Source organism: Microcystis aeruginosa LEGE 91341, assembly GCF_015206885.1.
GTDB lineage: Bacteria > Cyanobacteriota > Cyanobacteriia > Cyanobacteriales > Microcystaceae > Microcystis > Microcystis aeruginosa_H.
Genome location: NZ_JADEXY010000004.1, coordinates 18,492 through 44,105 on the forward strand (window position 1 = coordinate 18,492; position 25,614 = coordinate 44,105).

The following is a 25,614-nucleotide window of genomic DNA, read 5'->3' on the forward strand; positions in this document are numbered from 1 at the left end:
TTTACTTGACAAAAATTTCTGGTGATGGTTCTCTAGTAGTTATGGATCCTTAATGCTTTGCCTTGCTGCGCATTGTAGTCATGGATAAAATACCAAGCAGCACCAAAGGGATTCTCCATTTTTTTAGAGAAAGATAGATTCTCTCTCACCAACAGAGAAATCCTTGGTCGAAAGGTATTATTAAGTCTTCACAATGGGATTAGTTTGACCAGTTTCTTTTCCTAGCACTCGATCACGTTTACTCAGAATTACTGTCTTATATAACTTCCAAAAAACAGTGTAAGTAACAGCACATTATCGGTCAACACCGGGTAAACTGTCCTCAAAGTTTTTTGGCTGACTGGCGACTCCTAATATCCTAAATAGCCGCCAATAATTTCCCTTGTCTTTCTATCAATTGCCAGCCAAATGTAAATCTTTATCGTCTTCAAAAAACCAATGACTACATTTCATCACACTCTAGGAATAATGGCTCTTCAAAATAGTCCTAAAAGTCTTGTCCAGTAAGCATTTCACCTTACATAAGCAAAAATTATTACACAAAGTCGAGAAGAGGCGGACTAATTTACCTTTTGATTTTTCCTGGTGGTGATTCAGTAGTGGTGATGGAGCCTTAATTCTTGGCTTTGCTGTGCATTGTAGTCATGGATAAAATACCAAACAGATGCAAGGGGATTCTCCATTTTTTTTATAGAATCTCTCTCACCAACCGAGAAATCCTTGGTCGAAAGGTCTTATCAAGTTTTCCAAGGGGATTAGTTTGACCAGTTTCTTGGCTCTACCTCGCGATGACGTTTACTCGGAACTACTGTCTTATATGACTCACAAAAATGAGTGTAAGTAAAAGCACATTGTCGGTAAACACTGGGTAAACTTGGCAAAAGTCTTTTAGCTGATTGCCTGGGCTTATACCCTATAATATCCACCAATAAGTTGCCTTGTCTTTCTATCAATTGCCAGCCAAATATAGACTTTTATTGTCTTAGAAAAAACAAAAGGACACATCTGATGACATTCTGTGAGCAATGTACCTTTTGGTTTGTCCGAAACCTTGATTTGAGGGGGAACAGCCGCCAGTCCATTGTTGACATAATTTTGTAACCATGACCAATTTACCCCTCTTACTCTCGCAATTCCTCGTCAGGAAATTCGTTCGAGCAAGAGTTGATCGATTAATTATCTTGGTATCGGGAGATATAGTTTTATTAGTGGGATTGATCACAAACGGTTGACCACATTCTTGACAGTGACGTTTGGGTTTTCCCTTAAAAATATAAGGGTTCTTAATAGTATGGTGAGAACCACAACTAGGACAAGTAAATACAGGCAAACCAGTGGGGGGATTTTGTTCCGTGCTAGGCTGATATTTGAGTAGGCCCTCCACGAGCCATAAAGAGATACTTATCAGAAAAGTCATGATTAAGCTAGGGGTTAAAGGATTGATTTGAGTCAATTGTTTTTATTGATAGACTGACGGTCCGCTCATTTCCCACATATGGCGTTTTTGGACTAAGCCACCCACTGCCCGTACTGGCATAAGTTGAACTAATTCGACTTCGGGTAGGTTTTATCAGTTGTCAAAACACCATCTGTAGTGATCTGCGAGCCGAGAGTAATAAGTATATTACACAGTTCATGCCGAATAAGCAACATGGTAAGGTAAACACATCTTAACAACCCTTGACAAAATGAACTTCATGTGAGTTGCTTGCCCAGAGGGCGATTTAGGCATACTTGAGTATAATTTCTCATCTCAACTGTTAAACAAAAATCGACTAAATGTTAAGATTTCGTAACTATTTTGATTGACTGGTATCACTTGAAACGCTCACACGGATCACAAAATTAGCCGATTGTCAATAGCTTTTGAGATGCGATACCCCCCCTTGCCTACCCGACTTCGGGTGGGGCAAGGGGGGGTGGGAGTGGTAGAATGCCTGCTAGGACTATTGAAAATTGGTATTAGCTATTTTTTCGGGGACTCTAGCCACTATTTTCAGAGATTGCTGTAATGGGGATTGGTTGACGTCCGTTTAGGTGGATTGACTGGCCAGAAATTGTCTTTGATAGTCTAAAAACTGGCCATGCCATTCCGCAAAACGCCGCTCCCCATCTTTGACCAAAAGTTGGCGGTAGGCTTCCGAGGAAATCCAGGGCTTTGTTGGGCGTTGTTGGGCCGAACGAGCTTGGTATTCAGCCGTTGATTGACGGCATTGGTTGTGATAATTTTGGTGCCATTCCTGATAGCGCCGTTCTCCATCCCGCACGAGGGCTTGGCGATAGGCTTCTGAAGATAGACTCATGGTGTTACTCCTTTTCAAATCCCTTGATGGCTTGGCCAGAATCATAACACAATCCGCGCACTACCGAGTGCTGACCTCTCGTCAAGGTACAATATAGTCCCTTGCCGTCAGCGGCCAGGTTTCTTGGCTATCTTAACTGCTGCATTTTGTCTAGGTTTGCATAGTAGCTCTACAGACTGACACCGCAAGCTCTGCGGCCAAAATATTTTTACTGGCAGTACCACTCTAGAACATATCGTGTCAATGCGCTAGTATTTAAATTAAAGCCAACCTAAAACGGCGGGGTTTCAGCCCAAAATTTTCGATGATGTTGTTTAATTTGATCGTAACCTATTGTAGGTAGAATATACACTTTAGTTATTAATATGGTAATTTTTTTGTCCTGGGGAGCCTAGTTGAGCCAAGAAATGCCATATTTCCATTAGCACCGTTACAAAAATCTCTGGAGAGTTGAGTTACTAATATGGTTAAAATTATCGGTCGTCAATCCTTGGGAAGAAAACCCGTTTACGATATTGGTGTGGAGAAAGATCATAATTTTTTGCTGGGCAACGGGTTAATTGCCTCCAATTGTTTTAATAAATCTCACTCTACCGCTTATGCTTACGTCACCTATCAAACTGCTTATTTAAAAGCTAATTATCCTGTGGAATATATGACAGCGTTACTAACTGCTAGTAGCGATAATCAGGATAAGGTGGAAAAGTATCGAGAAAACTGTCAGAAAATGAATATCGATGTCGAACCTCCCGACATCAATCGATCGCAAAAACATTTTACCCCGATTGGACGCAAAATTCTCTTTGGTTTGTCCGCAGTTAGAAATCTGGGCGAAAATGCGATCGAGGCTATTTTAAAAGCCCGGGAAGCTGCGGGAGGAAAGTTTACTTCTCTAGGGGATTTTTGCGAGCGTGTTGATTTGCGAGTGATCAACAAAAGAGCTTTAGAAACGCTAATTTATTGCGGTGCTTTTGATAAAATTCAACCCAATCGCCATCAATTAATTGAAGATTTGGAATTAGTAGTTGCTTGGGCGCAACAACGCACTAAAGAGAAAGAAAGTGGTCAAATGAATATTTTTGATATGCTAGGAGGTAGCACAGAAAATAAACAAGAATCGGAGTTTGAACAGTCTCCCAGTGCAACCCCAGTGGAAGATTTTCCCCTACAGGAAAAGTTAAGACTGGAAAAAGAACATTTAGGTTTTTATGTTTCCGAACATCCTTTAAAAGCTTTACAAAGAGCCGCTCAAGTCCTATCTCCCATCAATTTGGCTGAATTAGAAGAACACAAAAGCAGAAAAAAAGTCAGTGCCATTGTCCTATTAAATGCCGTCAAGAAAATTATGACCAAAAAAGGGACTCCCATGGCCTTTTTAACCCTAGAAGATGCCTCGGGACAGTCGGAAGCGGTGGTTTTTTCCGATAGCTACGAACGTCTGCAAAAATTATTAGTGGAGGAAGCAACTTTAATGGTGTGGGGAAAAGTTGATCGCCGAGATGATCGGGTACAATTAATTATCGAAGATGCGGAACCGATTGAAACCATTAAAATGGTGATGGTTAATTTATCACTGCAAGATGTTGTCAACCAAAATCGTCAAAATCTTCTTAAAAGTATTCTGCAATCGGGAGACAAACAAAAGGCAAAAGTTCCCGTTATTGCCACCATCGGTGCGGGAACTCAGCGTCAATTTGTGCGTTTAGGACAAAACTATTGGGTAGAGGATGACAATTCAGTGGTAGAGTCCCTGAAAGTTGCCGGTTTTCTGGCTAATTCTGCACCTTTGATTAATCATTAAATGCTAACTGGCAATCATCCAAGGGCGATGATTGCGCCAATATTGTTCCTGTAAAACCTTTTCGATTTCCCGTTTCGATAATAATTCTCTCTCGACCCACAAATCAAGACAAATATGGATTTTGATCATCTCTTTGACACTATTGCCACTCTTGTCCTCCATCATTCTCCTAGTGGAATGGAAACGGAAATCGATCGCTTTTTACTAGAACGCTTTCAAGAGTTAGGATTAAAAACATGGCAAGATCAAGCGGGAAATGTCATCGGCCAAATTAAAGGACAAGATTCGACTAAAAAAATTGCTATTACCGGCCATAAAGACGAAATTGGCGCTATTATCAAGGCAATTAATCCCGATGGCACTCTGCAAATTCGCCGACTCGGGGGAGCTTTTCCTTGGATTTACGGAGAGGGAGTGGTAGATATTATCGGTGATCAAGAAACCAGATCGGGGATTCTCTCCTTTGGTTCCCGTCATATCTCCCATCAATCCCCGCAAAAAGTCCAGCAGGAAAATACTCCCGTCACCTGGGAATCCGCATGGATAGAGACGAAATTGACTCCAGAAGAATTAGACGCTTGTGGAGTGCGCGTCGGTAGTCGAGTCGTGGTGGGAAAACAGCGAAAACAACCCTTTCGACTAAAAGACTACATTGCCAGTTATACCCTCGATAATAAAGCTTCCGTGGCGATTCTTTTGGCATTAGCGGCCAGAATTATTAACCCTGCGGTGGATATATATCTGGTTGCCTCAGCAAAGGAGGAGGTAGGAGCCTTAGGAGCCTTATTTTTCACCGCAAATAACCGCTTAGATGCTTTAATTGCCCTAGAAATCTGTCCCCTCGCTCCTGAATATCCGATTAAGGATGGCAGCAGTCCTGTGTTATTGTCTCAGGATGGTTACGGTATCTATGATGAGGAATTAAATCAAGAATTGAGAATAGCGGCTGAAAAGGCGGGAATCCCCCTACAATTAGCCATTATTAGTGGTTTTGGTAGCGATGCCTCCATCGCCATGAAATTCGGTCATATAGCTAAGGCCGCTTGCTTAGGTTTTCCCACCCAAAACACCCACGGTTATGAAATCGCCCATTTAGGAGCCATAGCTAACTGCATTAGCATATTAGAAGCTTATTGTCAACTAATTTAACCATTTTTAGCAAAAAACCAGAGCATCAATAGCACAACAGCGATCGCCAATACGATAAAAACAGTATTTTTATGCTGCTCTAACTGCATGGGTGCGGGGGGTTCTTCTTTTTTCTGTTTATTTGTTCCCTTTTTAAATTGCGCTGTGCTATCGGGAAGTTTCTCTAAATCGGGAATCTTCGTCATCCACTCATCTGGGCGTTTGAGACGGGGAGCTTCGATAATATAAAGTAAGCGCTTGGCCTGTTCGCGAATTTGATAGATAGGATGGGTAATAAGTTGCCTACAGATTTCACTAGCTTTCTCCCCCTCTCCCAACCCCTGATGGGCAGAAATTAACCAAATTTGGATCTCACCCCCTGCTCGGGATCCTAAGGAAATTAAGGCTAAAGCCGCATTTAATTGCTGGATACTAAGACGATATTGTCCACGCTCAAAGGCACTGATGCCAGCTTGATAAAGGTCTTGAAAAGAAGGATTTTCGGCCACGGAGTCAAGATCGAGATAAATAAAATTTTACATAAGTATAGCAAAAGCTAAGAAGCAAAAGGAAACTCTCGGCCATCAGCCTTGAATCAGTGATCAGCTTTTCAATTATCGGTAAACTGATGACTGAAAAGCTCCCCAATTCCCCATTGAGAATGAGAATCTCGGCAAAAATCTGATACACTTTCTCCTAAACCTGCTCAAAGCTGCACAATATGAAAGAGAGGAACTATCTCTTACTAAATGTATTAGCGATCTCTACCATAATAATTAGTCTAGTTTTAGGGATTGTATTGGACAAAAAAGCCGCCTTGTTGGGAATTTTCGCAGTTCCTGCCATGGTCGCTTCTTTTATCCATCCCCGTCTGGGATTATTAGCCCTAATCATCTATCTTCCCCTGAGTAGTACCGTCACTTTTGCCGTGGCCAGAGTTTTTCAGGTAAAGGGCAACTTCATTGGTGAAGAGCCATCCTATGCTCTCTACAAAATCGCCAAGGATGCCTTTTATTTCCCAGCTTTAGCGGCAATTTTACTTAAAACCAAAACTTTTAAGCAATTACGCCCGCAAATCAAGCCTTTTCTCCTCGCGGCTTCAATTTTACTTGCCATCAGCTTGATGACTTTTCTTTTTGTCAATCTGCCCCAAGGAGCAATTGCCGTGGGAATTGTAGGATTGAAAACCCTCCTTGGTTATATTCCCCTGGTTCTCTGTGGCTACTATCTAATCAAGGAAAAACGGGATTTATTCGTGGTTAATCGGCTTTTAATCGTGATGATCCTAGTCTGTTGCAGTTTAGCTCTAATTCAATACTTCTTACTCCTCCAAGGCATCTGTCCCGATAATGAATTCCTCAATCAACTAGAAGTTACTGCCCCGAAATCCGACACCCAATTTTACCCAGATATTAGCGAAAAAGCCAGCTTGAAAGCTCAATGTTTTGTCGGCGGTTCGGTGTTGTATAATCCCGATCGAGGCTTAATTCGTCTCCCCGGCACATTTTCCGATCCTTGGCAATGGGGTTGGTTTTTAGTATCTAGTAGCGTCATCAGTTACGCCGCCAGTTTTAGTGATCCACAAAAAAGATGGCGCGTCGCTGGTTGGGGAGCAATGGTTTTAGTCTTCCTTGCCACTCTGGTTTCTGGACAAAGATTACCTTTATTGCTAGTACCTTTGTTTTATTTGGTTCTTTTTATTGCTACCAGCAAAAATAAACAAAAGTTACCATTAAGATTGGGAATCTTGGGGCTGCTTTCCCTGCTCGCAGTGACGTTAATTCCCTTTATTCGGGAAAGAGGGCTAAATTTTGTTGATCGCTGGTTATATTCGTCTCCCATTAACTTTGTAGTCGATCAAATGCAGTGGGTCTTCAAATATGCACAGCTTTTTGGTCTTGGTTTAGGCACAGCCAGCAGTGGCGCTCGTCATATAGTGGGAGAAGAAGGGATAAGACTAATTGAAACCTACTACGCTAAACTCCTCTACGAAATCGGTATCGTCGGTTTTATCGCTTTTATGGCACTGGTGACAATTCTCTGTATTCTCACCTTTAAAGCCTATTTAAAAGTAAAAAATCCTGCTTTAAAGCATTGGGGTCTCTGTATCTGGATTTTTATACTTTTTATTAGCTATAATCCCTACTATTATCCTCTCTCCGTCGAGCCTGTTTCTGTTTACTATTGGTTATTCGCTGGAATATTGCTAAAACTGCCAGAAATCAGCGATAAATTGGAAGATGAGGCGGTATTTGCCCAAAAAAATCAAGTGGATAATCAAGGAGATTTTTATCGATAATTACATTATCTCTCGACTGATAGGAGTTAACCGCAATGACAGCAGAAACCGTTAACTATTCCCTCGAATCTGTCCTTAAGGAAATTAAAGATAGTATTCAAAGTGTTGATCGAAAGCTAGACACCTTCCAGCAAGATGTTGATCAAAAGCTAGATAATCTCGAAAAAGGTTTCGATCAAAAGCTAGAAACCTTACAGAAAAATCTCACCGATGTGAAGATAGGACTAGCAACTTTAACAGAGAAAGTCGATGGTATGGATAATCGACTGATCAAGGTGGAAGGAACCCAAAGCAACCAAATTTGGACATTAATAACTATCTTGAGTGGTTCCTTGATTGCCCTGGGATCCCGTGCTTTTTTATGAACAACAATCCTTAGGCGATCGCTGGAGGGTAACGAGACTTTCTCTCTTTCCCCACCCGTGACCTTTTTCGGTTAGATTATAAATGGATACAAAACTTAACATTTTATCCAGAATCTACCGAGAGGGCAGATCGTGCGGCCAGATACCCTAGAAAATAACCAGCATTCAGGCGATAATTCGCTAGTTCCCGAAATTATCGCATTTAATCCCGAAATTGAGCCAGAGGAAACCGAATACTCGCCAAAACCGACAAAAACCAACTCTTGGCTATCGGGAGGAAAGGGTTTATTTATCGGTGTGGGATTGGGGGTTTTATTGACCCTGGGGGCGACTCGTTTCGCTAATCGACCTCAAACAGCCCAAAACCCCAATACTCAGCCCGTAGCGGCAAAAAATGAGGCACCAGCACAAACAGTAACCACCACTAGGGTAGAATCCACTGCCGTGGCCCGCACCCTGAAAGCGACTGGAAGCGTGGCAGCCTACGAATTAATCCCGATTCTTTCCCAAGCGACGGGACTACAAATCAAAGAAATCTTTGTCGATGAGGGTGATATCGTTAGCCAAGGTCAAATTCTCGCTCGTCTCGATGATACCGTCCTACAAGCGCAATTAACCCAAGCACAGGCAAATGTCGCCCAGTCGCGAGCGCGTTTGGCAGAATTACAAGCGGGTAGCCGTAAAGAGGAGATCGCTAGAGCTAAACAAGCTATTCAACGCATAAAAGCTGAAATTAGTCAAGCTCAATCGGATTGGGATTTGGCTAAAAAACGCGTCCAGAGAAACCAAAGTTTAGAAGCGGAAGGAGCGATCGCCCGGGATCGTCTCGATGAGGTCCTCAATGAAGAAAGAAACAAAGCGGCGATCGTACAACAGACCCAATCCCGTTTAGGAGAAGCAGAGCAGCAACTAGCGCAATTGCAAGCGGGCAATCGTCCCGAAGTGATTGCCCAAGCTACAGCCCAATTAACGGAAGCTCAAAGCCGTTTAGCCATTGTTAAAGCTCAATTAAACGAGACGCGCCTGATTTCTCCGGTTAGTGGCAAAATTGCCGAAAGAAATGCTCGCATCGGGGACACCACCAACGGTCAAAATGCTCTCTTTAAAATCATCGAAAATGGGCGTTTAGAGCTAAGATTACGGGTTCCTGAGAATCAATTGCCCTTAATCCGCGTCGGAGCGCCTGTTACTATCACTTCCGATGCTAATAGCAGTTTAAAATTACCGGGACAGGTGCGCGAAATTAATCCCATCGTCGATGAGGCATCCCGTCAAGCAACGGTTAAAGTCGATTTAACCGACAATAGAGGATTAAAACCGGGGATGTTTTTACGAGGTGCGATCGTGACGAATACTAGCAATAGTTTAACCGTCCCCATGACCGCAGTTTTACCCCAAAAAGATAATCAAGCTCTAGTTTATTTAGTGGGACCTGATAACACCGTTACCGCCAAAACTGTGCAATTAGGTCAAATTATGCCGAATAATCGCGTGGAAATTCTTACGGGTTTACAAGCGGGCGATCGCATTGTGGTCAAAGGGGCAGCCTATCTCGGTGATGGCGACAAAATTACAGCAATCAGTGATCAGTAGGCCTCCTGCAAAAATGAAAAATATTCCGTTAGGTGAGGAGACAGGAGACAGGAGACAGGAGACAGGAGACAAAAAGCTGCTTTTTTGATTTTTCCCATTGCCTATCCCCTTTTTTACTTTTTACTTTTCCCTTTTTACTTGGGGCTTACTGAATAATGGTAAAACCCTTTTAAAATAAGGCTTTTGACCTGTTAAAATCCGATGTTCATGCTGCGAAAATAGGATTGAGACCTTCAAAAAGCTTGCACTATCCTTTCTTTAGTACAAAAATGGTACTTAAAAGAGGGTGACAAAGCCTGAAAAGACCGACGACCGGCTACTGACGACCGGCTCCTGACTCCACCAACAAACTTTTTTAGCAAAAACTACTTGAAATTATGGCTTTTAATATTTCTAATTGGTCTATCAAAAATCCCATTCCGACGATCCTGATCTCCCTGGTTATGGCCTTAATGGGATACATTGCCTTTCTAGGATTAGGGATCGATCGCTCTCCTAATATTGACATTCCGGCCGTGATTATCACCGTTAATCAACCCGGCGCCGGTCCAGAGGAATTGGAAACCCAAGTCACCAAAAAAGTCGAGGATGCGGTGGCTGCTTTGGGTAATATCGATCAAATTACTTCTACCGTTAACGAAGGCAGCAGCACCACCACCGTTAACTTTATCCTTGGCACTAACAGCGATCGCGCTACCAATGATGTACGCAATGCCATAGCGCAAATTCGGCAGGATTTACCCCAAGATACTAATGATCCAATTGTCCAACGTTTAGAATTTGCCGGGGGTGCGGTGATGAACTATACCATCTCCTCCCCGAAAAGATCGATCGCCGAATTAAGTGATCTAGTCGATCGTCAAATTGGCCGCGCTTTAACGGGAGTGCCGGGGGTAGCACGAGTCGATCGCGTTGGGGGAGTCGATCGAGAAGTGCGTGTAGATTTAGATCCCGGTCGTCTTTTGGCCTACGGTATCACGGCTGCGGCGGTTAATGACCAAATTCGTAGTTTTAATATTAATTTACCCGGAGGGCGATCGGAAATCGGTGGTAGTGAACAAACTGTCCGCACCCTCGGCAGCGCTGAAACGATCGAAGATTTAAGAAATTATCAAATCTCTTTACCTAACGGTGATACCGTCCCCTTAAGCAATTTAGGGACAGTTAGCGATAGTTCCAGTGATCCTCGACAAATGGCCCTCTTAGATGGGCAGCCAGTGGTGGGTTTTTCGATTTTACGGGGGACTGGCAGCACCTTGGTGACGGTAGAAACAGCAGTGCGCCAAGAAATCGAGAATTTAAAGAAAAAACTGCCCGAAGATATTAAATTTCAATTAATTTTTACCCGTGCCGACTCAATTCGTGATAGTTACGAAAGCCTTCTTAGCGATCTCCTGATTGGTTGTATGATGACGGTGATCACGGTGGGTCTATTTTTAGGCAATTGGCGCGCCACGATTATCACGGGTTTGGCCCTGCCTTTGTCGATTTTCCCGACTTTTTGGGTGATGCAGTCCCTAAATTATACCCTTAACGGCATGACCCTGCTGGCCTTAGCTTTAGCTTTGGGTAATCTGGTGGATGATGCGGTGTGTATGGTGGAGGACATCGATCAACATTTAGCTATGGGTAAAAAACCCCTGCAAGCGGCCTTTGATGCCTCAAAAGAGATTGGATTAGCCGTTTTAGCTAGTGCGGCGGCAATTATGGCGGTATTCCTGCCGGTTGCTTTTATGGGTGGTGTGCCGGGGCAATTCTTTCAACCTTTCGGCGTTACGGTGGCGGTTTCTACCCTTTTTTCCAGTTTGATCGCTGTCACCGTCACCCCGATGTTAAGTGCCTATATTCTACAGCCGAAAAAGCTCAAAACTGGTGATAATAATCCCTCCTCGCGCCCCCGTTTTCGTCCCTACAAAAGTTTGTTAACTTGGGCTTTACGTCATCGAATCCTGACTTTATTGGCCGCTTTGGTCTTTTTTATCGGTAGTTTACAGTTAGTTCCCTTGATTCCAAAAGGGTTATTTAGTTCCGGGGATACTGGATTAAGTACCATCAGTCTAGAATTGCCTCCCGGTGCGACTTTGAATGATACCGTTGCCGTGGCTAATCAGGTGAATAGTTTACTGCAAAAAAATCCCGCCGTCGCTAATGTTTTGGCTATTCCGGGAGATTCGGGACGGGTAAATACGGGCTTAATATATGTTAATTTGGTTCCTAAGGAACAGCGATCGCTAACTCAACGGCAATTTGAGGAACAAACCCGTCGGGATTTCCAGAAGATACCGGGGGCTAGAGTGACTTTTCGAGCGCAGGGGGGAGCAGGAAGCACTAAGGATGTGGCTATTGTCTTAAAAAGTGAAAATGGCGATATTTTAACCCAAACTGCCCAAAAATTAGAGCGAGAAATGCGGGCTTTACCCGGTTTTGTCGAGGTCAGTTCCGGGGTAAGTTTAGTTAAACCAGAGATCATTATTCAACCGGATCCTGTGCGGGCTGCCGATCAGGGAGTCTCAGTCAGAGCGATCGCCCGTACTGCATCTTTAGCTTTAATCGGCGATAATGAGTTTAATTTAGCTAAATTTAACCTTGCTGACCGACAAATTCCCATCCGGGTGAAAATTGCCAATGATGGACGCAGTGAGATAGAAACTCTGCAAAATTTGCGCGTTCCTAGCAGTAATGGGACGTTAGTACCGCTTAACTCGGTGGCGACAATTAGCTTAGGTAGTGGACCTGCGGAAATTCAACGCTTTAACCGTCAACGTCAGGTTAATATTGGAGCTAATTTAGAGGGAGTTTCTTTGGGAAGTGCGGTGACACAAATTCGCACTTTACCAATCATGAAAAACTTACCCCCAGAGGTGACAGAAGAACCCTTTGGTGATGCTCGTATCATGCGCGATATCTTCGCTCGTTTTTTGGGGGCGTTAAGTTTAGCAATTATTTCTATTTATGGGATTTTGGTCTTATTGTATAACAATTTTCTCTATCCCTTAGCGATTTTAACTTCCCTTCCTTTATCGATTGGTGGTACTTTAATCGCTCTTTTAATTACCCAAAAAGAGTTAGGTTTATACGCTTTAATTGGCATAGTTTTACTGATGGGATTAGTCACTAAAAATGCGATTCTGTTAGTAGATTTTGCCTTGAGTGGCATTGAGTCAGGGAAACCGCAATTTAAGGCGGTAATTGATTCGGGAGTCTCTCGTTTACGACCAATTATTATGACCTCCGTTTCCACAATTGCCGGGATGTTACCGATTGCTTTAGCTTTAGGTGCAGATGGGGAAATTCGCGCACCGATGGCGATTGCTGTTATTGGTGGTTTTACCACTTCCACCCTATTAACTTTGGTGGTTGTACCAGTAATCTTTACTTATATCGATAGTTTTTACTATTGGTTCCGGGGATTATTTGTTAAACAAAAACCCAAGTCGATTTAGTACAGAAAACGGGTTTCTCGGAGAAACCCGTTTTCTACTCATGCAAAAGGCAAAAAGGCGAATAAATAATCAGTCTTTAATAACCAGATTTAGTATAAAATATCTTGCTGAAAGCTTGAAAAAAAAACCCAGAGAAACTAACCCATGAATCCCTTGACAGTCACACATCAAACTCTATCCCTTCCCCCCATGGGCTGCGGTACTTGGGCCTGGGGAAATCGTCTTCTCTGGGGTTACGATGAGAGTATGGATAGCCAGTTACAAGCGGTTTTTAATCTCTGCGTCGAGCGGGGTGTCACCCTATTTGATACGGGAGACTCCTACGGCACAGGCAAACTCAACGGACAGAGTGAGAAGCTATTAGGACGCTTTACGGGGGAATATAGCGGTTATAACGCTGATCATATCCGTATTGCCACCAAACTCGCCCCTTATCCTTGGCGTTTAACCCGTCATGCCATGGTGAAAGCTTGTCAAGCTTCGGCAACCAGATTGGGTCGCCCGGTGGATTTAGTGCAAATGCACTGGTCAACCGGCAATTATGCGCCATGGCAGGAGGGAAGATTATTAGACGGATTGGGGGATTGTCTGGAAAAGGGGTTAGTTAAAGGGGTGGGTTTATCCAATTTTGGACCGAAAAGATTGAAGTCTGCCTATCAAAAGTTTGCCAGTCGCGGCATTCCTATCACCAGTTTACAGGTACAGTATTCTCTCCTTTCTACCTATCCTCTCACTGACTTAGGATTAAAGGAACTATGTGATCAATTGGGTATTAAAATTATTGCCTATAGTCCCTTAGCTTTGGGGTTATTAACGGGGAAATATCGAGATAATAAAAACTTACCCCCTGGATTACGTCGCTTCCTTTTTGGTCAATTAATTCCCGCTATTTCGCCTCTGATGAGTTGCCTAGAAATTATCGCCCAAGCTAAAAATAAAACTATTAGTCAAGTTGCCTTAAATTGGTGTATCTGTAAGGGAACAATTCCTATCCCCGGAGCTAAAAATGTTCGGCAAGCTGAGGATAATTTAGGCGCTTTAGGATGGAGTTTAGACTGTGGGGAAATAGCAGAATTAGATAAAATTGCCGCAGGTTTAGATAAAAAAATGGTACAAAATATCTTTCAAACTAAGTAGGGTTTGCTGAAAAAGTTTGTTGGTGGGGTGTGGAACGAACCACAAAGACACAAAGGACACAAAGATTGATCGCTTATAAGTTAAACTGATCAGACAAAGAATAAGAGAGCCAATTTCCCCCCGATTACTCGAAGAACCAGCAATTTTTGAGGTCAAAAAAGCCTAAAGATATTGTCCAACAAGGTTTCTAGATTTATTCAGCAAACCCTAAGTAATACTAAATCTGGTTATTAAGAACTGATTATTTATTCTCCCTATTGCCTTTTGCCTATTGCCTTTTGCCTATCCTAACCAAGAAGTTAATTTTGCACGACTACTTATCTTGAGAGACCAATTTTAAGCTAGGACGGGGTTGGATTGTTCCCCCGTAAGCGACGGCAGTGTGAGGAGATAGGACAAGATGAGGAGATATAACCAAAGAAATTCGATATATTTCCCCAGCTTTATCCATTAATTGCTGTTTAACTGGCTCTTTCGGCAAATTTTGTCGCCAAGCTAGGGGAATCCCCTCGATACCGTTGTACAATCCCGCCCAAATTCCCGCTAAAGTGCTGGTTAATTGCCGTTGATAGGGACTAGAATTGGCACGACGCACGCTAACGGCGAAATCCTCGCTCGTTTGCAGAAAGGTATAGAGAGAAGCTGCGATCGCAATTCCTAAAGGTGAGATATCTTTCGCCCAAGCCGATAAAATGGACTCGAAGGGATGATTCTGCCCTAAAGCTGACTGAATCCGCTCTAATAGCTTATTCTTGGGGTTAATAGTTAGTAATTGCCCGATTAACTGATTTAAAGGCCTTTTTCCCTCTAATAACAGACCTACTGCCTCTCCCCAAATTATCGCTTCTTGTCGGGTTAACTCGGAAATTAAGCCCTTTTTCAGCCAAAAATTTAATCTAGCTTGCCAACGTTCCCCATGGTCAGGCCAGGTTAAAATCTCCGGCAACAGCACAAATAATAACGCCGATTCCGACTGCTGCCTAGCTGCGATCGCAATGGGCAAATCCTCCTGAGATTGCAGAGCTTGCAAAAGCAGGGTCGTCCTCGGTGTAGCCTCATAGTTAAAGGCTGGCATTAGGGGCTGATTATGCAAGGATTCCCCGATATATGCCCCGATTAACGCTCCCTGAAGGCGATCAAGGGGTGAAAAGACCTTTTGCATAAATTAGCTCAATTTGCTCGGTAGGTGACTTCCCCGACTTTGCCCGGTTGCCCCAGTTGTTTAGCATTGGCATTATTAACCGCAACGTAAACCCCGCCGGCATTACCCGCCCTCACGGTTAATTCTCGGTTTGCTTGCCAAGTGCGATGGCTTCCCTGGGGCAGTACACCCTCAAATTCTGTCTTACCATCCACCACCACCCGCAGCCAGCAGTCATCTTCCAGTTTTACCACCACCACCAGCTGCTGATTATTGCTGGTTTTGTTGGCTACCGGTTGAAGGGGGTTACTTTTCGGTTGGACAATTTGCTGTTGTGGCAAGGAAGGCGGCGGTAAGCGATTCGATTGCAGTACCGATTTTTGCAGGACGTGGGATAGGGTTTGTACGGAACCAATAACTAAGATTAAATAGAGAAAATATAGATGAATCGGGCGAATTTGAAGACTCGGCAGCGATAAAGACGGTTTTGTTCCCCTAAAAAAGTTATTTACCTTGGTGGGAAAACGCTGGCTAACCGTCTCACCATCCAGGGATAGACTATCGGCAAATTGTTTGATTAACCAACGAATATAAATCGGTTCGGGCAATGAATCCAAATCCCCCGCTTCCAGCGCTTCTAGACGATGGCGCGGGATCAAGGTTTTCTGGGCAATTTCCTCGAGAGAAAGGGACTGTTCTAGGCGATTTTTTTGCAAATAAACGCCGATTTCCAGTAATTTGGTGCGCTGTTTATGCTGGGGATCAAGTTGTGATTGGAGAAGGCGAAACATATCGCTATTAGGGGCTGACTTTCAGCTTAGTTAATCGGGTTTTTTAAATATTTCAGTTCATCAAGGGTTAAAAAACGGTAATGGCCCAAGGGTAAGGGGGAATTATTACCAGAGTTTAGTTGAATAGGACCGATAGCACTGCGATGAAGTTTCAGGACGTGATAACCTAATTCTTCAGCTACACAGCGAATCTGCCGATTTCTTCCCTCCACTAAAATAACTTCTAGTAGGGTTTTTTGGTCGGTTTGCTTGAGGATCTCAACCTGTGCGGGTAAGGTTTTTTTTCCCTCTAAGAGGATACCTTCTCGCCAACGCTGGAGAGCAAGTCTATCAATCGCACCATCTAGCCAAACCCGATAGGTTTTGGGCAAATGATAACGGGGATGGGTGAGGGTGAGGGTGAGTTGACCGTCGTTGGTGAGGAGTAAAGCCCCAGTGGTGTTAATGTCCAACCTTCCTACGGGATGTAACCCTGTCTCGCCAGCGAGGGAGTCGGGCAAAAGGTCAATCACCGTCGGCCGGTTTTGCGGATCCTTACAGGTAGAAACCACACCAATGGGTTTGTTGATTAGTATATACAATCTTTGGGGACGATTGGCCGGTTCAATTTTTTTTCCGTCTATCTCTAGGTGATCTTTTTCGGGGTCGGCTTTTTCTCCTAACTGCACGATTTTGCCATTCCGTCTCACTCGTCCGGCCACGATCATCTCCTCCGCCCTTCTTCGGGAGGCAATTCCCCACTGGGCAAGGATTTTCTGGACTCTCTCCGCCATTTTTTTTTAGTTTTTAACCCTTTCTATCTCCTATTATAGACATCCTAAAAGGGTTTTTTTCGCCCAAAAAGTGAAGAAAAACCGAATATCTCCGGCTGCCGCTTTGATTTTTTTCTTGGAAAACTTCTCAAAAAAAAGGGGTGATGATTCGGTAGTAGTGATGGCGGCTTAATCCTTTGCTTTGCTGTGCATTGTAGTCATGGATAAAATACCAAAGGGTTCCCCAACGTGATTCTCCATTTTTTTAGAGAAAGATAGACTCTCTCTCACCAGCCGAGAAATCCTTTGTCGAAAGGTATTAAGTAGCTGGTTATAATTAAATTAAAAATAGATTTTAGTTTCGATCCCCCCTGCCCCCCTTGATAAGGAGGGTGCCGATAGGCGGGGGGATCTGATGATTTTTAACGCCTACCTACTTATTTAATCTTTCAATAGGATTAGTTTGACCAGTTTATAGCGTTTCTGATTCACAAGAGGTACATTCCCGATACTGAACAGCTTAATCAGCAAAGGTTTAAGTGTGCCGCACAGATGCGAGAACCGCTATATTTCCCGACCGGTCGATGACGTTTACTGGGAATTACTGTCTTATAGGACTCCCAAAAGTCTGTGTAAGCAACCGCGCATTGTCGGTAAACACCTGGTAAACTGGACTCAAAGTTTTTTGGCTGATTGACGACTCCTATCTCCTAAATAGCAACCAATAATTTCTCGCGTAGTTCTATCGATATCTCACCAAATATATACCTTGATTTTCTTACAAAATACGAATGATCACCCTTCGGCTTCTCTCAGGGTAAATAACTCATCACATTCGGCTCTTCGTTACTTGTTATGGTTCGATAGGGGGGCATAAATCGACTTCTATAATTAATTTGCCTTTAGGTTTGTCTGTAACCTTGACCTAGTGGAGAACTTGGCTAATGGCGGCTTGACAACCACCCCCTGAACGGTTAGCATTAGTATGTATGCACAAATTGAGGTTAGGATAAAATCTCAATAAAAATCACGGAAATACAAGCCTCTGATGGTGTAAAAATTTATATTCAGTTCGAGAATATAGAAGAAAGAACAAAAATTTTTCAAACAGGAGTTACTAACATTGTCAATGACTATGTACAATTATTATTAAATTCGATTAAACAGGGAGTTTCCCAAGTAAGTCCACCCAGTCAGGTTACTTGAGGATTTGGCTTACAAGTTGCGGGTAAAACGGGGATTTATTTAGTGACAAAAGGTTCAGAATAAGCCAATATTAAGGCTGCTATTGAATGAAAACTTAACCAAGATAAGGGAGGTTAGTATGCAAGTTCAAGTCGAAAAACGGTATTATACACCCGAAGAATATTGTCAGCTAGAAGAAATAGCAGAATACAAAAATGAATATCTAGATGGAGAAATTATTCCTATGACGGGAGCAACTACTAATCATAATCTGATTGCTGGTAATTTTTATAAAAATTTTCCGACTAAGATTAACAATGAAGATTATTGGGCTTTTATGAGTGATGTCCGGTTATGGATGCCGACATATCGCTTTTATACTTATCCTGATGTAATGGTGATTAAAGGCAAACCATTATATGAAGGAAAAGGCACAAATACCGTAACTAATGCGTTAATCACTGTTGAGGTTTTATCAAAATCAACCAGAGATTATGACCGCACTGATAAGTTTAAATTTTATCGCTCCATTCCTAACTTTAAGGAATATGTTTTGATTGATCAATACCATTATTATGTAGAACAATTTTATCAACAAGATAATGGAGAATGGTTGTTTAAAGTTTATGAATCAGACAAGGATGTTTTAAGGTTTTATTCTGTAGATTTTCAAATTTCACTGATGAATATTTATCAACGAATTGATTTTAATTTAAGTGAAGAATAATGATTAAATCTAATCTCAATTATCTACCAAAATCAGTTGATATTGCGATTCTCAAGATCAAGAAGGAAACCCAACAAAAAAATAAGAGGATCGAAATAGCGATCGCCAATTCAGACGGATTGAGGTGTTGGCTGTTGGGTTTCCCTTTCCCCTAAAATTGAGAGGTTTTCTTTAACCCATTGATTCGCTCAACCCAACCGACGGACTCAACCCAACAAAAAGGACTAGACCGCGCCTAATAGCCGTAGGAATTCCATAATCTTTTCATATAACGCCGCGTTTCCTTGCTGGCGGAACAGTTCGGCGGCTTGTCGCAAATCTCTGATCGCTTTTTCCCTTTCTTGTCGATAGTAATAAAGAACCCCCCGATTGTTGTAAGCCTCGGCGAATCGGGGATTAATGTTGAGCGCCTGATTGAAATCGGACAGGGCGAGGTCGGATTTCCCCTGTCTGTAGTAAAGAAGCCCCCGATTGTTGTAAGCCTCGGCGTATCGGGGATTAATGTTGAGCGCCTGATTGTAATCGGACAGGGCGCGGTCGAGTTTCCCCTGTCCGTAGTAAAGAAACCCCCGATTGTTGTAAGCCAGGGCTAATCGGGGATCAATGTTGAGCGCCTGATTGTAATCGGACAGGGCGAGGTCGGGTTTCCCCTGTCCGGCGTAAATAACCCCCCGATTGTAGTAAGCGTCGGCATCTCGGGGATTAATATTGATCGCCTGATTGTAATCGAACAGGGCGAGGTCGGGTTTCTCCTCTTGTTCGTAAAGAACCCCCCGATTGAGGTAAGCCTCGGCGTATCGGGGATTAATGTTGATCGCTTTGGTGAATTCAGCGAGGGCGAGATCGTATTTTTCTTGTTGGATGTAGCCAACTCCCCGGTTATAGTGGCCGATCGCGTCTTGATTGTTCCCTTGAGCGATGCGGGTTTCGGCTGGTTGTCGGCTCTCTAGCGCCATGACGGGGCGAACAGTCGCGAGGGTGGAAAGGCTGATTAGGCTAAGGGTGGTAAGAAGGGCAAAGGATTTCATGGCTAGTTCCTCACTGGGGATGATTTGAAATTCTAATTAGGGTTGGCTGAAAAAGTTTTTACTGAGCTCACGGCCGAAGCCTCTTACCTCATCTCAATAAGCAATTTAAATGCGCGGGCAGTTTACCTAGCAGCAGTCAAAGGCAATCAACCAACTCTTAACGATAAGATTCAAGCTCTAAGTATAGAGGACAATTTTTAAATAAGTATTGAAAACAAGGACAGCAAAAAACTTGAACAAGAAAAACTAGAACAGCAAGGGATGGGAGCAACCCCATCCCCAAACTAGACAATTATGCTATTCTTTTTTATACATCACCTCCACCACGGTATGTACGTTACCTCTGGGATGAAAATCCCCCTTAACTTTCATCTGCAAGGGTTCGCAAGCCGCCACCAAATCATCTAAAATTTGGTTAATTGCTTCTTCGTGGGAAATATAACGATCGCGATAACTATTAATATAAAGTTTAATCGCCTTTAATTCCATCACCTTTTGATCGGGAACGTAGCTAAGATAAATACTGGCAAAATCGGGATAACCGGAAAAGGGACATTTACAGGTATATTCCGGCAGGGTAATATGAATATCATAATTTCTGCCGGGGCGTGGATTGGGGAAAGTAATTAATGTTCCTTCAGCAATTTCTCTTTCCCCGTACTTAACTTCAATTTTTTCGGAAGACTGAACCATGTTTTTTTCCTAACTAGACAATGTTTTCTATCATAGCTGGAATATTCTCTCAAGAGGCGTTACCGAATCAAGAGATGAATAGTAACTCCCGTATCCTCTTGACAAATTAGCTTAGTCCTAGGTTGAAAGAATGCCGAGAAGACAGTTGAGGCGGAAAATCAGCCAGACCCAACTTTTCAGGTAAAAAATGCTCTATGATTAACCCTAAAGATACTGTAAAACTGGTTTCATGCTCTCCGAGATTAAAAACATAGCCGAGAGTCTCGCACCCCGATTAGTGGAGATTCGCCGCCACATTCACGCGAATCCAGAGTTAAGCGGGCAAGAATATCAAACTGCCGCCTATATTGCTGGGGTTTTGTCTTCCTGTGGTCTATCGGTGCAGGAAGCGGTGGGAAAAACGGGCGTTAAGGGAGAATTGGCGGGAAAAGGCAGTGATCGAAGGATTTTAGCCATCCGGGCCGATATGGATGCCCTACCGATCCAAGAAAAGACCGATTTAGACTTTGCTTCGCGTAAACCGGGGATTATGCACGCCTGCGGTCACGATGTTCATGCTACCGTCGGTTTAGGGGTGGCGATGGTGCTTTCCCGTCTCTCGGAACCTTTGGGGGGAAAAATACGCTTTCTCTTTCAACCAGCAGAGGAAATCGTCCAGGGGGCCAGTTGGATGATCCGGGAAGGGGTGATGCGGGATGTCAGCGCCATTTTCGGGCTGCACGTTTTCCCCTCGATTCCGGCCCGCTCGATCGGGGTTCGTTACGGGGCCTTAACCGCAGCTGCCGACGATCTGGAGATTTTTATTCAAGGGGAATCGGGCCACGGGGCCCGGCCCCACGAGGCGATCGATGCTATCTGGATCGCTTCCCAAGTAATCACCACTTTGCAACAGGCAATTAGTCGGACTCAAAACCCTTTGCGTCCCATTGTCCTCACCATCGGCCAGATTAGCGGTGGTCGCGCCCCCAACATCATCGCCGATCAGGTACGCATGGCAGGAACAGTGCGATCGCTGCACCCAGAAACCCACGCCCATCTCCCGGAATGGATCGAGGGTTTGGTCACGAATGTCTGTAGCACATATAACGCTAAATGTCAAGTAAATTATCGTCGCGGTGTGCCATCGGTGCAAAATGACCAATTTTTAACCCGTTTGGTGGAAGAAGCCGGTTTAGAAGCTTGGGGACAGGATCGGGTTTTAATTCTCTCGGAACCCTCCATGGGGGCCGAGGATTTCTCCCTTTATTTGCAACAGGCCCCCGGTACAATGTTCCGTCTAGGAGTGGGTTCGACTAATCTCCTCAATCCCCCCCTTCACCATCCGGAATTTTTAGTGGATGAGTCGGCAATTCTCACGGGAGTGATTACTTTAGCCTACGCAGCCTATAAATATTGGCAAAGGGAAGGTTAAACCAGTTTTTAACAGTAATTTTATGGAAATTTGGGAAGATTTAGCTATTATAGCTTGGACAGAATTGCTGCTGGATAGTTATGAACAATTAATCGGGCGATCGCTTTTACCCCGGATCGGTACTAGCAAAGAACAGAGTAAAATGCTCTTTTATGCCCCTTTTGTCCTAGTTTCCCACGGTACACAAACTAATCCGATCTTTAACTATGGTAATCGCACCGCTCTCGATCTCTGGGGTTTAACTTGGCCAGAATTATTAGCAACTCCCTCGCGAGCAACGGTAGAGGGAGAGGAAATAAAAATTGAGGAAAGACAAAAAATGCTAGATTTAGTCAAAAAACAAGGCTATATCAACGATTATCACGGCGTAAGGATCACGAAAAACGGTCAACTATTTCGCATCGAAAAAGCGATCGTTTGGAATATCATCGATCGTGATGGCATTTACTGCGGACAGGCTGCCACTTTTGCCGATTGGATTTTTCTCTGATTGAAGCTCCCCGCTCCCTTCTCCCCACTCCCTTCTCCCTAATCCATAATTCATAATTCCCTCTCCCCACTTCCCAATTCATAATTCATAATTCATAATTCATAATTTATAATTCATAATTCCCTCTCCCCACTTCCCAATTCATAATTCATAATTCATAATTCCCTCTCCCCACTTCCCAATTCATAATTCATAATTCATAATTTATAATTCATAATTCCCCACACCCCACTGTATCGCCCAAATATGACCAACTCAGACCGAATTATTGTTCCTCTCGATGTGCCGGATTTAGAACAAGCGATCGCACTCCTTGATCTGTTGCCGGAAGTCAATTTTTGGAAAGTGGGACTAGAATTATTTGTCAGTAGCGGTGCGGAAATTCTGGCGCTTCTGCAAGAAAGACAAAAAAAGATCTTTCTCGATCTCAAATTCCATGATATTCCCAATACGGTCGCCGGGGCCTGTCGTTCAGCTAGTCGCTATCAAGTGGATTTACTCACCCTGCACGCAACGGCCGGACGGCAAGCACTGACGGCGGCTAAGGGGGCCATCTCTGACCTGCTATCGCCGCCAAAACTTCTCGCTATCACCGTTTTAACCAGCCTTAACGCCAGGGAATTAGCCCTCGACCTCAAAATTCCCCTAGAACTATCGGAATATGCCTTAAATCTGGCATTATTGGGCAAGGAATCGGGAATTGATGGGGCGGTTTGTTCTCCCCAAGAAGTGGCGCAATTGCGTCGCGTCTGTGGAGAGGATTTTCTCTTAGTTTGCCCCGGAGTTCGTCCCTCTTGGTCAAGCAAAGGGGATCAAAGTCGGGTGATGACTCCGGCCCAAGCGCTTAAAGCTGGGGCTGATTATCTAGTAATTGGACGACCGATCACCGGCGCCGAGGAGCCAAAGGTAGCATGGACAAAAATTTGTCACGAATTAGCCGATATTTAGGGGTATTGCTGGTTATTTTCGGGATTAACTCGCCAGCAGTTAGTCTTCCTCTTTCTAGCTGTCCAGAGGATTTAAATCTTTTAGTCGATCGCCTCTTGTCAGATTTACCCGGTTATGCTAATCGAGTTATTACCCGTTCCCAAATCGATCAAAAATTATCTACACCGGTTTTTGTGATTATTGCCGGTCGTCCCGAATTTGCACCCCTACCTTTAAGTGCTAATCAATATTCCGGTCAAATTGCCGATGACACTCAACAGGTTTTTTTTACAACTTTAGAGCGTCAGTATGGCAAAAATCGCTCTGTCACTCTCCAGAATTATCACTGGTTATTTTTAACTAAAACTGGAGAAGGATGGCGATTAGTGACGATTTACAGTCAATTAGCTGCCCTTGAACCCGCTCAAGTCCCCTTACCTCCCTTAGAAACCAGTCAAGGGACCATCGGCCAAGCGGTGCGTCTCTGGCTGCGGGACTGCGAAGCGGGTGCATTGCGCTAAATTCGCTCGGCCAAAACAAAGCGATCGAAACCTGCTAGGTCGTTAATAATCTGAATTTGTCGATAATTGCCCTGATTTTCTAGCATTTGCGCTACTTTTTCCCCTTGACCGGCTCTCATTTCCACTAGCCAAAGGCCTCCCGATCGCAGATAATCGGGTGCAGTGGCCACTAGATAGCGCAGCGCGGTCAATCCGTCTTCACCTCCATCGAGGGCCAAACGGGGTTCATGTTCCCGCACTTCAATTTGTAAGTCAAGGATTTCTGCACTGGGAATATAGGGAGGATTGGACACCATACCGTTAATCTGTCCTTTCCACTTCTCTAGGGGTGTCCACCAAGAACCCTGTTTTAAGATAATTCTGTCGGCAAAACTGGTATTGATGATATTTTCTTTGGCGATCGCTAGAGCCGTTTGACTGTAATCAACTGCATATATTTCTGCTTTTGTCAAGATACTGGCTAAACCAATAGCGATCGCACCGCTACCAGTTCCCAGATCTACCCAGATTCCCCCGTCGTCTCCTCTGACGGTTTCGCCAACAATATCGATTAATAACTCGGTTTCGGGACGAGGAATTAAAACCCCTGGGGAGACTTTCAGGGTAAAATTACGCCAGACCACCGATTCGAGCAAATACTGCAAGGGAACCCTTGCTTGCAGGCGTTTTTGCCAGCGTTTAGTAATTTCCGACCAAGAATAACTCAAAGGGATTTTTTCTCGTTCGCGAAAGGATTGTAAGCGCAGGGAAAGATTATCTAGATCCGTCACTGCTTGCAGAAAGATATCCACTTCCTTGGCAGATAGTTGCGCTTGCGCTAAATCAGCGATCGCCTGTTGGCGCCATTGACTTAATTCTTGACCGGAAATACTAGCAGTCACAAGGCTTAACGATTGGGGGCGGGGCGATTGTTGGTATTATTATTAGGGCTTGGCTGATTTGCTGGGGGTTGGTTGGGAGCCTTTTGGTTACTATTTGCCCGAATAAAATCAATCGTTTCTTGGCTAGGATAGAGGAGAATTTTAGTTAAAGCTTCATCGTTGCTTTGTTGTAGGGTAGCGATGACACTTTCTAAGGGAATAACATCAATTTTCACCGTAGTCGCTTCTGCGGGATTAGCTTTTTTATATTGTTCTACCATTTGCAAAGCGGCGGCTTTTTCAAAGAAGAAAGGAATAAAATCCTGATTATTGCGACTGATCACCAGAAAATTACTCTCTTTTCCTGCTTTTGGCACAAATAAAGGTACACCACCTTGATATTGTTGACCTCTTTCACTGAGCAATTTTTTCGCCGATTCTACTTCCGACTCTTTAGGAACAAAATCGATAATTAAACGATTTTGTTGGGTTTGACTGGCTTGCATTTTATAGACATCTGCCAAAGAAACAGCCTGAACTTTAACTTTGCTGGCCACTTCAGGATTATCTTTTTTCAGTCGCTCAAAAAAGTTTTGTGCGTCCTGCTTACTGATAAAAACTCCCGTGAATTTCTGTTCTTTTTCTACGGCAATTAGGGGAACTCCTTGATCATCGGCAATAGCGAAGACAGGTACAGACTGCAAGGTTTTGACGATTTGTTCTTCCGGTAAAGCGAGTGCTTTAGAATAGCTGCCCAGCAGCGAAGTCAACATTGTCGTTCCTACTAAACCAAGAGTTGCCGTCCAACGAATGAGAGATTTCATCAAAATAATTACCTCGTTATTACTATTAACCAATATTTGCCGTTAATCTGAACTATATAGCCTATTTGACTCCTCTGATCAGGAGTTTTCTGATGAATAACCAGCCCCGAAAGTTCCCTTTATTGGCTTGGTTCTGAACTATCATAGCTAAAAAGATCCATACTTGGTGAGATGAGGTGGCAGCAGCGAGGAAAC

At 43.7% G+C, this 25,614-nt stretch carries 22 protein-coding genes and 4 pseudogenes; 12 read left to right on the plus strand and 14 right to left on the minus strand.

All coding sequences use genetic code 11. The annotated features are described in order from the left end of the window. Positions 1-199 precede the first annotated feature (199 nt). From IQ234_RS20885 to IQ234_RS01355, 3 genes and pseudogenes are all read right to left on the minus strand, one after another. Positions 200-469: pseudogene (locus tag IQ234_RS20885) on the minus strand (ISNCY family transposase); the annotation flags it as partial. A gap of 286 nt (positions 470-755) precedes the next feature. Next, positions 756-1,417 (minus strand): annotated as a pseudogene (locus IQ234_RS01350) (ISNCY family transposase). A 616-nt stretch (positions 1,418-2,033) separates the two neighbouring features. Further along, entirely contained in the window at positions 2,034-2,303 is a 270-nt protein-coding gene (locus tag IQ234_RS01355) for a hypothetical protein (RefSeq protein ID WP_002766899.1), read from the minus strand. Between the two features lie 463 nt (positions 2,304-2,766). Here IQ234_RS01355 and IQ234_RS01360 point away from each other — a divergent pair, with 463 nt between their 5' ends. Continuing rightward, entirely contained in the window at positions 2,767-4,104 is a 1,338-nt protein-coding gene (locus tag IQ234_RS01360) for an OB-fold nucleic acid binding domain-containing protein (RefSeq protein WP_193955742.1), read from the plus strand. A gap of 3 nt (positions 4,105-4,107) precedes the next feature. On the opposite strand, the gene IQ234_RS21495 is transcribed toward IQ234_RS01360, so the two are convergent. Next, a complete protein-coding gene (locus IQ234_RS21495) occupies positions 4,108-4,233 on the minus strand; it encodes a hypothetical protein (RefSeq protein ID WP_265578454.1) in 126 nt (41 codons plus the stop codon). On the opposite strand from IQ234_RS21495, the gene IQ234_RS01365 reads away from it, so the two are divergent. Further along, positions 4,219-5,253 carry a M42 family metallopeptidase gene (locus IQ234_RS01365; RefSeq protein WP_193955743.1) on the plus strand — a complete coding sequence of 345 codons (1,035 nt, stop codon included), beginning with the start codon at positions 4,219-4,221 and terminating at the stop codon, positions 5,251-5,253. The two genes, IQ234_RS21495 and IQ234_RS01365, sit on opposite strands and share 15 nt — an antisense overlap. Here the strand turns inward: IQ234_RS01365 and IQ234_RS01370 are convergent. Then, positions 5,250-5,741 (minus strand): hypothetical protein, encoded by a 492-nt coding sequence (locus tag IQ234_RS01370; protein ID WP_193955744.1) that lies wholly within the window; start codon positions 5,739-5,741, stop codon positions 5,250-5,252. The two genes, IQ234_RS01365 and IQ234_RS01370, sit on opposite strands and share 4 nt — an antisense overlap. 212 nt (positions 5,742-5,953) lie before the next feature. Here IQ234_RS01370 and IQ234_RS01375 point away from each other — a divergent pair, with 212 nt between their 5' ends. The 5 genes from IQ234_RS01375 to IQ234_RS01395 all read left to right on the plus strand — a co-directional run bounded on the left by IQ234_RS01375 (position 5,954) and on the right by IQ234_RS01395 (position 14,069). After that, entirely contained in the window at positions 5,954-7,531 is a 1,578-nt protein-coding gene (locus tag IQ234_RS01375; RefSeq protein ID WP_193955745.1) for a hypothetical protein, read from the plus strand. A gap of 35 nt (positions 7,532-7,566) precedes the next feature. Continuing rightward, positions 7,567-7,896, plus strand: a complete 330-nt coding sequence (locus tag IQ234_RS01380) for a hypothetical protein (protein WP_193955746.1) — start codon at positions 7,567-7,569, stop codon at positions 7,894-7,896. A gap of 132 nt (positions 7,897-8,028) precedes the next feature. Then, entirely contained in the window at positions 8,029-9,489 is a 1,461-nt protein-coding gene (locus tag IQ234_RS01385) for an efflux RND transporter periplasmic adaptor subunit (protein ID WP_193955747.1), read from the plus strand. Between the two features lie 377 nt (positions 9,490-9,866). After that, positions 9,867-12,932, plus strand: coding sequence for an efflux RND transporter permease subunit (locus IQ234_RS01390; protein ID WP_193955748.1), 3,066 nt, complete (start codon positions 9,867-9,869; stop codon positions 12,930-12,932). Between the two features lie 144 nt (positions 12,933-13,076). Then, complete coding sequence (locus IQ234_RS01395; protein WP_193955749.1) at positions 13,077-14,069, plus strand: aldo/keto reductase; 993 nt, start codon at positions 13,077-13,079, stop codon at positions 14,067-14,069. Between the two features lie 313 nt (positions 14,070-14,382). On the opposite strand, the gene IQ234_RS01400 is transcribed toward IQ234_RS01395, so the two are convergent. The 5 genes and pseudogenes from IQ234_RS01400 to IQ234_RS01415 form a co-directional block, all read right to left on the minus strand. Further along, positions 14,383-15,231 (minus strand): ADP-ribosylglycohydrolase family protein, encoded by an 849-nt coding sequence (locus IQ234_RS01400; RefSeq protein WP_193955750.1) that lies wholly within the window; start codon positions 15,229-15,231, stop codon positions 14,383-14,385. Between the two features lie 8 nt (positions 15,232-15,239). Beyond that, positions 15,240-16,001, minus strand: coding sequence for a helix-turn-helix domain-containing protein (locus tag IQ234_RS01405; protein ID WP_193955751.1), 762 nt, complete (start codon positions 15,999-16,001; stop codon positions 15,240-15,242). A gap of 26 nt (positions 16,002-16,027) precedes the next feature. Continuing rightward, positions 16,028-16,774 (minus strand): pseudouridine synthase, encoded by a 747-nt coding sequence (locus IQ234_RS01410; RefSeq protein WP_193955752.1) that lies wholly within the window; start codon positions 16,772-16,774, stop codon positions 16,028-16,030. 127 nt (positions 16,775-16,901) lie between these two features. Continuing rightward, positions 16,902-17,095: pseudogene (locus tag IQ234_RS20890) on the minus strand (hypothetical protein); the annotation flags it as partial. A gap of 182 nt (positions 17,096-17,277) precedes the next feature. Continuing rightward, a pseudogene (locus IQ234_RS01415) lies at positions 17,278-17,545 on the minus strand (IS1 family transposase); the annotation flags it as partial. 532 nt (positions 17,546-18,077) lie between these two features. Here IQ234_RS01415 and IQ234_RS01420 point away from each other — a divergent pair. Beyond that, a complete protein-coding gene (locus tag IQ234_RS01420) occupies positions 18,078-18,665 on the plus strand; it encodes a Uma2 family endonuclease (RefSeq protein WP_193955753.1) in 588 nt (195 codons plus the stop codon). 224 nt (positions 18,666-18,889) lie between these two features. Here the strand turns inward: IQ234_RS01420 and IQ234_RS01425 are convergent, their stop codons facing one another. Continuing rightward, positions 18,890-19,693 carry a tetratricopeptide repeat protein gene (locus IQ234_RS01425; RefSeq protein ID WP_193955754.1) on the minus strand — a complete coding sequence of 268 codons (804 nt, stop codon included), beginning with the start codon at positions 19,691-19,693 and terminating at the stop codon, positions 18,890-18,892. 297 nt (positions 19,694-19,990) lie between these two features. After that, positions 19,991-20,386, minus strand: coding sequence for a preQ(1) synthase (queF, locus tag IQ234_RS01430; RefSeq protein ID WP_004161746.1), 396 nt, complete (start codon positions 20,384-20,386; stop codon positions 19,991-19,993). 229 nt (positions 20,387-20,615) lie between these two features. Between queF and IQ234_RS01435 the strand changes: the two genes are divergently transcribed. The 4 genes from IQ234_RS01435 (at position 20,616) to IQ234_RS01450 (ending at position 23,735) form a co-directional block, all read left to right on the plus strand. Next, the gene (locus tag IQ234_RS01435) at positions 20,616-21,797 is read left to right on the plus strand and encodes a M20 family metallopeptidase (RefSeq protein ID WP_193955755.1); all 1,182 of its coding nucleotides are present in this window, start codon (positions 20,616-20,618) and stop codon (positions 21,795-21,797) included. A gap of 22 nt (positions 21,798-21,819) precedes the next feature. Beyond that, complete coding sequence (locus IQ234_RS01440; RefSeq protein ID WP_185239549.1) at positions 21,820-22,287, plus strand: MEKHLA domain-containing protein; 468 nt, start codon at positions 21,820-21,822, stop codon at positions 22,285-22,287. Between the two features lie 246 nt (positions 22,288-22,533). After that, positions 22,534-23,235: an orotidine-5'-phosphate decarboxylase gene (gene pyrF / locus IQ234_RS01445; RefSeq protein WP_193955756.1), complete on the plus strand. Its 702-nt coding sequence runs from the start codon at positions 22,534-22,536 to the stop codon at positions 23,233-23,235. Then, positions 23,199-23,735 (plus strand): hypothetical protein, encoded by a 537-nt coding sequence (locus IQ234_RS01450; RefSeq protein WP_193955757.1) that lies wholly within the window; start codon positions 23,199-23,201, stop codon positions 23,733-23,735. Before pyrF ends, IQ234_RS01450 begins: the two co-directional genes overlap by 37 nt. Here the strand turns inward: IQ234_RS01450 and prmC are convergent. Both prmC and IQ234_RS01460 read right to left on the minus strand, forming a co-directional pair. Continuing rightward, entirely contained in the window at positions 23,732-24,616 is an 885-nt protein-coding gene (gene prmC, locus IQ234_RS01455; RefSeq protein WP_193955758.1) for a peptide chain release factor N(5)-glutamine methyltransferase, read from the minus strand. The genes IQ234_RS01450 and prmC overlap by 4 nt on opposite strands. A 5-nt stretch (positions 24,617-24,621) precedes the next feature. Further along, the gene (locus tag IQ234_RS01460) at positions 24,622-25,419 is read right to left on the minus strand and encodes a Tic22 family protein (RefSeq protein ID WP_193955759.1); all 798 of its coding nucleotides are present in this window, start codon (positions 25,417-25,419) and stop codon (positions 24,622-24,624) included. Positions 25,420-25,614: the final 195 nt, after the last annotated feature.